Source organism: Amycolatopsis sp. 505 (assembly GCF_031625235.1).
GTDB lineage: Bacteria > Actinomycetota > Actinomycetes > Mycobacteriales > Pseudonocardiaceae > Amycolatopsis.
The window spans coordinates 617,660-627,208 of record NZ_JACKQP010000001.1 but is presented as its reverse complement, the minus strand read 5'-3'; the positions used below and the strand labels follow the sequence as shown (position 1 = coordinate 627,208).

The window sequence follows — 9,549 nt, the reverse complement described above, 5'->3', positions numbered from 1 at the left end:
GGACGTTGTTCGACGTGGAGACCTACCTCCAGCGGATCGGCTGCGCCGGCGAAACCGGCGTGGACCTCGAGACGCTCGCGAAGCTGCAGAAGCACCACCTGATGGCGATCCCGTACAACAGCCTCGCCTACCAGCTGCGGGACGCGGTGAACGTCGTCGACCTCGACGAGGACGACGTGTTCGTGACCAGCATCGCCGAAGGCAAGGGCGGTGCCTGCTACCACCTGAACCGGCTGTTCCACCGGCTCCTCACCGAACTGGGCTACGACGTCACGCCGCTCGCGGGCAGCACCGCCGAGGGCCGGGAGACCTTCGCGACCGACGTCGAGCACATGTTCAACCTGGTCACCCTGGACGGCGGCGACTGGCTCGTGGACGTCGGCTACCCCGGCCCCACCTACGTCGAGCCGCTGGCGGTCTCGCCCGCGGTGCAGACCCAGTACGGGAGCCAGTTCCGGCTGGTGGAGCGGGAAACCGGGTACGCGCTGCAACGCCGGGGCGCGGTCACCCGCTGGAGCGTCGTCCACACCTTCACCACGCAACCGCGGCAGTGGAGCGACTGGAAGGAGCTGGAGGACAACTTCCGGGCCCTGGTCGGGGACACCACCCGCACCGACACGCAGGAAACCCTGTGCGGCCGGGCGACCGCGACCGGCCAGGTCTTCCTGCGGCAGCGCCGCTACCTGACGGTCGAGAACGGCCGCGAGCAGGTCCGCACGATCACCGACGACGAAGAACACCGGACGCTGGTGGCCGGGGTGCTGTCCGGCGACCTCGGCTGAACTGGGGAAAGGCACGACGATGACGGAAAAAGAGGGCCTGCTGGCGAAGTTCGCCGGCTTGTGCCGGACGGCGTACCGGCAGCACTACGTCCCCTACCTGAACTTCTTCTACGGCGGCGAATACCTCCACCACGGCAGCGAGCCGGTCTCCCGGATCGCCGACCTGCCCTACCTGACGCTGCCGGAGCCGCGGGAGCCCTCGCCGTGACGACGACGATCCCGGTACGCCTGGAAGAACGTTCCTACGACGTGCTCGTCGGCCCCGGGGTGCGGCACTCGCTGCCCGGGGTCGTCCGGCGGCTCGGCGCCCAGCGGGCCGTGGTCGTCTCGGCCCGCCCGGCGGAGTGGGTGCCGGACACCGGCGTCGAGACGCTGCTGCTGCCGGCGCGCGACGGCGAGCCGGACAAACGGCTGTCCACAGTGGAAGAGCTGTGCGGTGAGTTCGCGCGGTTCGGGCTGACCCGGTCCGACGTCGTCGTCTCCTGCGGCGGCGGCACGACCACCGACGTCGTCGGGCTCGCGGCCGCGCTGTACCACCGGGGGGTCGCCGTGGTCCACCTGCCGACGTCCCTGCTCGCGCAGGTGGACGCCAGTGTCGGCGGGAAGACGGCGGTGAACCTGCCGGCGGGCAAGAACCTCGTCGGCGCGTACTGGCAGCCCAGCGCGGTGCTGTGCGACACCGACTACCTGACCACCTTGCCGCGGCGGGAGCTGCTGAACGGCCTCGGCGAGATCGCCCGCTGCCACTTCATCGGCGCACCCGGCCTGCGGGGGCTGCCGCTGCCGGAGCAGATCGCCGCCAGCGTCACCCTCAAGGCGGGCATCGTCGCGCAGGACGAGCGCGACACCGGGCTGCGGCACCTGCTGAACTACGGCCACACACTGGGCCACGCGCTGGAGATCGCCACGGACTTCGCGTTGCGCCACGGCGAGGCGGTGGCCATCGGCACGGTCTTCGCGGGCCGGCTGGCGGGCGCGCTGGGCCGGATCGACCAGTCCGGTGTGGACGAACACCTCGACGTCGTCCGCCACTACGGCCTGCCGGCCGCGCTGCCCGAGGACGTCGCCCCGGCGGTGCTCGTGCGCCAGATGCACCGGGACAAGAAGGCGATCACCGGGCTCGCCTTCGTGCTGACCGGACCGCGGGGCGCGGAGCTGGTGAGCGACGTGCCACCGGAGGTGGTCACGGACGTCCTGGCCGCGATGCCCCGCGACCGCCTGGAGAACCTGGTGGGGGCGACGGAAGCGGCGGCGACGTGAAGCGGCTGCTCACCGGCCCGGCGGCCGACCGGGTGCTGGCCGGCCGGCTGAGCGCGGCGCTGGCCAAGCCGGCCGCGCAGCAGCCGTGCTGGCCGGACGCCGCCCGGGCGGAGGCGGTGGTCGAACTGCTGCACAACGCCGAGCCGATCGTGGCGCCGGAGGAGACCGCGCGGCTGCGCACGCGGCTCGCGTCGGTCGCCCGCGGCGAGGCGTTCCTGCTGCAGGGCGGGGACTGCGCGGAGACGTTCGCCGGCAACACCGAACCGCACCTGCGGGCCAACCTGGGCCTGCTGGAGCGGATGGGCGAAGTGCTGGCCGAAGCGGCCGGCCTGCCGGTGGTCAAGATCGCCCGGATGGCCGGGCAGTTCGCCAAGCCGCGGTCCAAGACCGTCGACTCGCTGGGACTGCCGGTCTACCGCGGCGACATCGTGAACTCCCCGGAGTGCACGGCCGCGGCCCGGACCCCCGACCCGCACCGGATGCTGATGGCCTACGCCCACGCGGCCAGCGCGATGGACCTCGTCCGCAAGCTCTGCGCCGAGGGCATCGAGGAGCCGCTGCCGGCGCTCGCCGGTGCGTCCCACCGCAGTGAACCCCGGTTCGCCGGCCGCGAGGTCGCGAATGACTCATTGGGGACCTCGCACGTCCCGAATGAGTCATTCGGGACACCGAGCGAGATGTACGTCAGCCACGAAATGCTGCTGCTCGACTACGAGCGGGCCGTCCTGTCGGCGGACACCGGCGGGCCGGAACCGCGGCTGTCCAGCGGGCTGGCGCACTTCCTGTGGATCGGCGAGCGCACCCGGCAGCTCGACGGCGCCCACATCGCGTTCGCGGAGCTGCTGGCCAACCCGATCGGCCTGAAGCTGGGGCCGTCCACCACGCCGGAACAGGCCGTCGAATACGTGCGGCGGCTCGACCCGGACCGCACGCCGGGCCGGCTGACGCTGGTCAGCCGGATGGGGCACGCCCACGTCCGCGAGCTGCTCCCGCCGATCGTGGAGAAGGTCGCCGCCTCCGGGCACGAGGTGATCTGGCAGTGCGACCCGATGCACGGCAACACCCGCACCTCGGGCAACGGCTACAAGACCCGGCACTTCGGCCACGTCGCCGACGAGCTCGCCGGCTTCTTCGCCGTCCACCGGGCGCTCGGCACCCACCCGGGCGGCATCCACGTCGAGGTGACCGGCGACGACGTGACCGAGTGCCTCGGCGGGGCCGCGGGCATCGCGGAGGCCGACCTGCCGGACCGCTACCTGACCGCCTGCGACCCGCGGCTCAACGCCGACCAGTCGGTCGAACTCGCCCACGCGATCGGGAAGATGCTGCGCTAGCCGCAGCGGGAAGGCCGAGATGACCATCAGCGGCACCACCCGCCTGTACGTCGTGCTGGGCGATCCGGTCGCGCAGGTCCAGTCGCCCGGGCTGCTGAACCCGCTCTTCGCGGACCTCGGCGTCGACGCCGTGCTCGTCCCGGTGCACGCGCCGGCGCCGGACTTGGAGCGGATCGTCGCCGGGCTGAAGGCGGTGGGCAACCTCGACGGCATCTTCGTCACCGTGCCGCACAAGGTGGCCGTGGCCGGGCTCGCCGACCGGTGCAGCCCGATGGTGGAGATCACCGGCAGCGCCAACGCGCTGCGCCGGGAAGCCGACGGCCGGTGGTACGCCGAGAACTTCGACGGCACCGGCTTCGTGGCCGGGCTCGTCGAAGCCGGCCACGACCCGAAGGCGCGGCCGGTCGCCCTCGTCGGCGCGGGTGGTGCGGGCAGCGCCATCGCGGCCGCGGTGCTGGCCGCGGGCGCCGACCGGCTCGCGGTGTGCGACCCGGACACCGCGAAACTGACGGCGCTGCAAGCCCGGCTGGACGCGCACTGGCCGGGCCGGACGTCGGTGTCGGCCGAGCCGGACACCGCGGGCGCCGAGCTCGTCGTCAACGCGACGCCGCTGGGCCTGCGTCCCGACGATCCGCTGCCGTTCCGGCCGGAGGAGCTGGCGCCGGGCTGCGTGGTCGCCGACATCATCATGAAACCGCGCGAAACCCGCCTTCTGCGCGAAGCGGCCGCCCTCGGCCACGACGTCCACTATGGAATCCACATGCTCGGCGGGCAATTGGACTCCTACCGCGCTTTCTTCGGCCTGGGCTGAAGATCGGCACTACCAAGCCGGGGGATGTGAGCCATCCGAGGCCGACCTAGCCTGGTCTTGACGCTGATATTTCGCAGCATTCCGGACACGGCACGGGCTTTTTTCTGCCATTCGAACCCCAGCGGAGATTCGGAGAACCATGAACGCGCGAAAGGCACCGGAATTCCCCGCGTGGCCGCAGTACGACGACGCCGAGCGGGACGGCCTGGTCCGCGCGCTCGAACAGGGTCAGTGGTGGCGCATGGGCGGGGACGAGGTGAACTCCTTCGAGCGCGAGTTCGCCGCCCACCACGGCGCCGCGCACGCGCTGGCGGTCACGAACGGCACGCACGCGCTGGAACTCGCCCTGCAGGTCATGGGCGTCGGCCCGGGCACCGAGGTCATCGTGCCCGCCTTCACCTTCATCTCCTCCTCGCAGGCGGCCCAGCGGCTCGGCGCGGTCACCGTCCCGGTCGACGTCGACGCGGCCACCTACAACCTCGACCCGGAGGCGGCCGCGGCCGCCGTCACCCCGCGCACCAAGGTGATCATGCCGGTGCACATGGCCGGGCTGATCGCCGACATGGACGCGCTGGCGAAGATCTCCGCCGACACCGGCGTCGCGCTGCTGCAGGACGCCGCGCACGCGCACGGCGCCCGCTGGCAGGGCAAGCGCGTCGGCGAGCTGGACAGCATCGCCACCTTCAGCTTCCAGAACGGCAAGCTGATGACCGCCGGCGAAGGCGGCGCGGTCGTCTTCCCCGAGGGCGAGACCGAGAAGTACGAGACGGCGTTCCTCCGGCACAGCTGCGGCCGTCCCCGCGAAGACCGCCGGTACCTGCACAAGATCGCCGGCTCCAACATGCGGCTCAACGAGTTCTCCGCGTCCGTGCTGCGCGCGCAGCTGGCCCGCCTCGACGAGCAGATCGCCGTCCGCGACGAGCGCTGGACGCTGCTGTCCCGGCTGCTCGGCGAGATCGACGGCGTCGTGCCCCAGGGCTGCGACGTGCGCGCCGACCGCAACTCCCACTACATGGCCATGTTCCGCGTCCCCGGGCTCACCGAGGAGCGGCGCAACGCGCTGGTCGACCGGCTCGTCGAAGCCGGCCTGCCCGCCTTCGCCGCGTTCCGCGCGATCTACCGCACCGACGCCTTCTGGGAGCTCGGCGCCCCCGGCGAGAGCGTCGACGCGATCGCGGAACGCTGCCCGAACACCGACGCGATCAGCCGGGACTGCGTCTGGCTGCACCACCGGGTGCTGTTGGCCGACGAGCCGGTGCTGCAGGCGACCGCGGAGATCATCGCCGCCGAAGTGGCGCGGGCATGAGCGTCCGGGCCGCGGTGGTCGGGCTCGGCTGGGCCGGGCGGGAGCTGTGGCTGCCCCTGCTGCGCGAGCACGCCGACTTCGAGGTGGTGGCCGCGGTCGACGCCGACCCGGCGTCCCGGCAGGCGTTCACGAAGGCGACCGGCATCCCGACGCACCCCGCGGTGTCCGCGCTGACCGCGCGCGACGTCGACCTCGCCGTCGTCGCCGTGCCCAACTACCTGCACACCGAGGTGGCGGGCGCGCTGCTCGCCACCGGGATCTCGGTCTTCCTCGAGAAGCCGGTCTGCCTGACCTCGGCCGAGATCGACGTCCTCGCGGCGGCCGAACGCAGCGGCGGCATGCTGCTGGCCGGCAGCGCCGCCCGCTACCGCGGTGACGTCGGCGCGCTGCGGGACGTCCTCCCGGACCTGGGCGACATCCGGCACGTCGCGATGGGCTGGATCCGGGCCCGCGGTGTGCCGCGCGCGGGCGGCTGGTTCACCCAGCGCGAGAAGGCCGGCGGGGGAGCGCTGTACGACCTCGGCTGGCACCTGCTCGACACGCTCGCGTTCCTGCTCGGGCCGGCCGCCTTCACCCAGGTCATCGGCGTGACGTCGGACGACTTCGTCAACGCGGGCGCCTGGCGCGCGGCCTGGCGGCAGGACCAGCTGGGCGCCGACGCCGCCGACGTCGAGGACACCGCGCGCGGCTTCCTGGTCCGGGACGACGGCGTCTCGGTCTCGCTGCGCGCGAGCTGGGCCTCGCACCAGGCGCGGGACGTCTCGGTGATCCACGTCGAGGGCAGCGCCGGCACCGCGGACCTGCGGTGCACCTTCGGCTTCAGCCCCAACCGCGAGCCCGAGCCGGTGCTGACGGTGACCCGCGAGGGCACCACCACGCAACTGCCGGTGCCGATCGAGCGGATCGGCGTCGAGTACACGCGCCAGGTGAGCGACCTCGCCGCGATGCTGGCCGACCCGGGCAGCCGCGGCCGGGCCGTCGCCGAAGCGCGGCCGATCGTCTCGATGATCGAGGACTTCTACGCCTCCGCCGGTTCGGTGCGGGGCGCGGTCCCGGCGTACCAGTAGAGAGGGCGCTCCATGACTTTCCCGATCGTCGATCGGCCGGACACCGGGGCCGATCCCTCGGTACCGGTCCGGCACGCGGTCATCTTCGACCTCGACGGCGTCGTCGTCGACAGCTTCGCGGTGATGAGCGAGGCCTTCGCCATCGCCTACGCCGAAGTCGTCGGCGACGGCCCCGCGCCCTTCGAGGAGTACCGGCGCCACCTCGGCCGCTACTTCCCGGACATCATGCGGATCATGGACCTGCCGCTGGAGATGGAGGAACCCTTCGTCCGCGAGAGCTACCGCCTCGCCGGCGAGGTCCAGGTCTTCGACGGCGTCACCGAGCTGCTGGTGACGCTGCGGGCGCGCGGGCTGCGGCTGGCCATCGCCACCGGCAAGAGCGGGCCGCGGGCCCGGTCCCTGCTGGACAACCTCGGCCTGCTGCCGTTCTTCGAGCACGTCATCGGCTCCGACGAGGTCGCCCGGCCCAAGCCGGCCCCCGACATCGTGCGGCACGCCCTCACCCTGATGGACATCGAGCCGGAGCGGGCCATCATGATCGGCGACGCGCCCACCGACCTGGCCAGCGCGCGCGGGGCCGGTGTCGCTTCGGCCGCCGCGCTGTGGGCGCCCCCGGACGACATCGGCGAGCTGCTCGCCGCCGGTCCGGACGTGGTGCTGCGGCAGCCGGCCGACCTGCTCGCGCTCTGCCCGTCGGTGCCCGGCCGCTGACCGACGTGCGCACCCCGTACCACCTCGGCATCGACGTCGGCGGCACCAAGGTCGCCTTCCGCGTCGAAACCGGCACCGCGTGCGTCGAGGAGACGTCGTTCGGCTGGGGTCCCCGGCACCGCGCCGAGGCCGACCTCGCGCAGCTGGCCGCGCACGTGGCCGGGCTGCGCGACCGCCTCGGCGGGCCGCTGGAGGCGGTCGGGGTCGCGATGCCCGGCACGGTCGGCCCGGACGGCCGGGTCGTCACCTGGCCGAGCCGTCCGGAGTGGACGGACGTCGACTTGAAAGCGGTGCTGCACAAGCTGTTTCCCGAGGCGGCCGTCGCCTGGGCGGACGACGGCGACCTCGGCGCGCTCGCCGAAGCACAGGCTTCGGGCTGCGAAAACCTGCTGTACGTGGGAATCGGCACCGGCATCGGCGGCGGCCTGGTTCTCGGCGGCGTGCCGTGCCCGGGCCTCGGCCGCGGCTCGTTCGAGATCGGGCACGTGCTCGTCGAACCGGACGGCGCGCGGTGTGTCTGCGGCCGCCGCGGCTGCCTCCAGGCGCTCGCCTCCGGCCCGGCGACCCTCCGCCGCGCCGAAGCACTGCGCGGGGCGGACGTCACGTTCGACGACCTGCGCGAGGCGGTGCGCGGCGAACAGCCGTGGGCGATCGAGGCGATCGACACGACGGCCCGGGCGCTGGCCGCCGCGGTGACGAGCGTCCAGGAGCTCGTCCACCCGGAGCGCGCCCTGCTCGGCGGCGGGTTCGCGGCCGGATTCCCTTCGCTGACCGGCCGGGTGGCCGCGCACCTCGGCACGCTGGCCCGCCCCGGACTGTCCCCGCTGCCGCTGGCACCGGCCGCGCTGGGCGGCCTGTCCTCCCTGCGCGGCGCGGTGGCCCTCGCCCGCCTGATCGCCGGCGGATCCGGCGAGAGGGAGAACGTCACACAATGGAGTACACATGACTGAAACGACCCTCGACGCCCGCTGCCCGGTGGCCTTCCCGCTGGAACGCCCGGCACCGCCGGAACCGGCCGCCGAGTACCGCCGGCTGCGCGCCGAGGACCCGATCATCAAGGTCTCGCTGCCGACCGAGCAGGAGGCCTGGCTGGTCACCCGGCACGCCGACGTCCGGGCGCTGCTGGTCGACGAACGGATGAGCGCCGACCGCAGCCACCCGAACTTCCCGCTGCGCCGGCCGGTGCAGCAGGTGCTGCGCAAGGGGTTCAGCGCCCAGGCCAAGTCGCTGCTCGCGCTGGACCTGCCGGAGCACACCGCGCCCCGGCAGATGCTGGCCAACGAGTTCACCCTCCGCCGGATCAACACGCTGCGGCCGATCATCCAGCAGATCGTGGACGAGCGGATCGACGCGATGCTCGCCGCGGGGCCGCCGGCCGACCTGGTCAGCGACCTGGCGACGCAGGTGCCGTCGCGGATGATCTGCGAGCTGCTCGGCGTCCCGCTGGACAGCCGGGAGTTCTTCCAGGACCGCACCCTGGTCCTGCAGCTGCCGGGCAGCACCCCGCAACAGCAGCTGGCGGCGGCCGACGACCTCAACAAGTTCCTGGACGAACTGGTCACGGAGAAGGAGCTGGCGCCGAGCGACGACGTGCTCGGCCGGCTGATCGTCCGCAACCGCGGCACCGGGGTGTACACGCACGACCTGCTGGTCGGCATGGCGCAGAACCTGCTCATCGGCGGCCACGAGACGACGATCAACGCGATCGCCCTCGGCACCATCGGCCTGCTGCAGCGCCCGGAGGTCATCGCCGAACTGCAGGCCGACCCGGGCCTGATCGTCTCGACGGTCGAGGAGATCCTGCGTTACTACCCGATCTTCGACGTGATGGTCCGGGTGGCCAAGGAGGACATCGAGATCGGCGGCGTCACGATCAAGGCGGGCGATGGCGTGGTGCTGGCCCTCGGTTCCAGCAACCGCGACGAGGAGCGCTTCGCCGACGCGGACACGTTCGACGCCCACCGCGGCGACCGCCACCACATCACCTTCGGCCACGGGATCCACCAGTGCCTCGGCCAGAACCTGGCCCGGGTGGAGCTGGAGATCGTGTTCGGCACCCTGTTCCGCCGCATGCCGACGTTGCAGCTGGCGGTCGACGTCGATTCGGTGCCGTTCAAGGTGACCTCGACGATCACCGGGGTGTTCAGCCTGCCGGTCACCTGGTAGCCGTCGTGGGTGGTGGGGGGGGGGGGAGAACCCCCCACCCCCCACCCCCCCCCCGGGGGACCCGCCCGCCCCCGCGCCCCCCCCCCCCCGGAATCCCCCCCCCCGGGGGCCC

10 protein-coding genes are annotated in these 9,549 nt (G+C 72.8%); all 10 read left to right on the top strand.

What is annotated here, in order from left to right; translation table 11 throughout:
- Positions 1 to 5: 5 nt before the first annotated feature.
- The 10 genes from H5965_RS03120 to H5965_RS03075 all read left to right on the top strand — a co-directional run bounded on the left by H5965_RS03120 (position 6) and on the right by H5965_RS03075 (position 9,437).
- Positions 6 to 782: an arylamine N-acetyltransferase gene (locus tag H5965_RS03120; protein WP_310967774.1), complete on the top strand. Its 777-nt coding sequence runs from the start codon at positions 6 to 8 to the stop codon at positions 780 to 782.
- A gap of 19 nt (positions 783 to 801) precedes the next feature.
- Positions 802 to 990, top strand: coding sequence for a hypothetical protein (locus H5965_RS03115; RefSeq protein WP_310967772.1), 189 nt, complete (start codon positions 802 to 804; stop codon positions 988 to 990).
- The gene (locus H5965_RS03110) at positions 987 to 2,042 is read left to right on the top strand and encodes a 3-dehydroquinate synthase family protein (RefSeq protein WP_310967771.1); all 1,056 of its coding nucleotides are present in this window, start codon (positions 987 to 989) and stop codon (positions 2,040 to 2,042) included. The genes H5965_RS03115 and H5965_RS03110 overlap by 4 nt, the downstream gene beginning before the upstream one ends.
- Positions 2,039 to 3,376 (top strand): 3-deoxy-7-phosphoheptulonate synthase class II, encoded by a 1,338-nt coding sequence (locus tag H5965_RS03105; protein ID WP_310967770.1) that lies wholly within the window; start codon positions 2,039 to 2,041, stop codon positions 3,374 to 3,376. The genes H5965_RS03110 and H5965_RS03105 overlap by 4 nt, the downstream gene beginning before the upstream one ends.
- A gap of 19 nt (positions 3,377 to 3,395) precedes the next feature.
- Positions 3,396 to 4,187, top strand: coding sequence for a shikimate dehydrogenase (locus tag H5965_RS03100; protein ID WP_310967769.1), 792 nt, complete (start codon positions 3,396 to 3,398; stop codon positions 4,185 to 4,187).
- Between the two features lie 139 nt (positions 4,188 to 4,326).
- Positions 4,327 to 5,493 (top strand): 3-amino-5-hydroxybenzoate synthase, encoded by a 1,167-nt coding sequence (gene rifK / locus H5965_RS03095; RefSeq protein ID WP_310967768.1) that lies wholly within the window; start codon positions 4,327 to 4,329, stop codon positions 5,491 to 5,493.
- The gene (locus H5965_RS03090; protein ID WP_310967767.1) at positions 5,490 to 6,560 is read left to right on the top strand and encodes a Gfo/Idh/MocA family oxidoreductase; all 1,071 of its coding nucleotides are present in this window, start codon (positions 5,490 to 5,492) and stop codon (positions 6,558 to 6,560) included. Before rifK ends, H5965_RS03090 begins: the two co-directional genes overlap by 4 nt.
- Positions 6,561 to 6,572: 12 nt before the next feature.
- Positions 6,573 to 7,271, top strand: a complete 699-nt coding sequence (locus H5965_RS03085) for an HAD-IA family hydrolase (RefSeq protein ID WP_310967765.1) — start codon at positions 6,573 to 6,575, stop codon at positions 7,269 to 7,271.
- A gap of 5 nt (positions 7,272 to 7,276) precedes the next feature.
- The gene (rifN, locus tag H5965_RS03080) at positions 7,277 to 8,221 is read left to right on the top strand and encodes a kanosamine kinase (protein ID WP_310967764.1); all 945 of its coding nucleotides are present in this window, start codon (positions 7,277 to 7,279) and stop codon (positions 8,219 to 8,221) included.
- Entirely contained in the window at positions 8,214 to 9,437 is a 1,224-nt protein-coding gene (locus H5965_RS03075) for a cytochrome P450 (protein ID WP_310967763.1), read from the top strand. The genes rifN and H5965_RS03075 overlap by 8 nt, the downstream gene beginning before the upstream one ends.
- Positions 9,438 to 9,549: the final 112 nt, after the last annotated feature.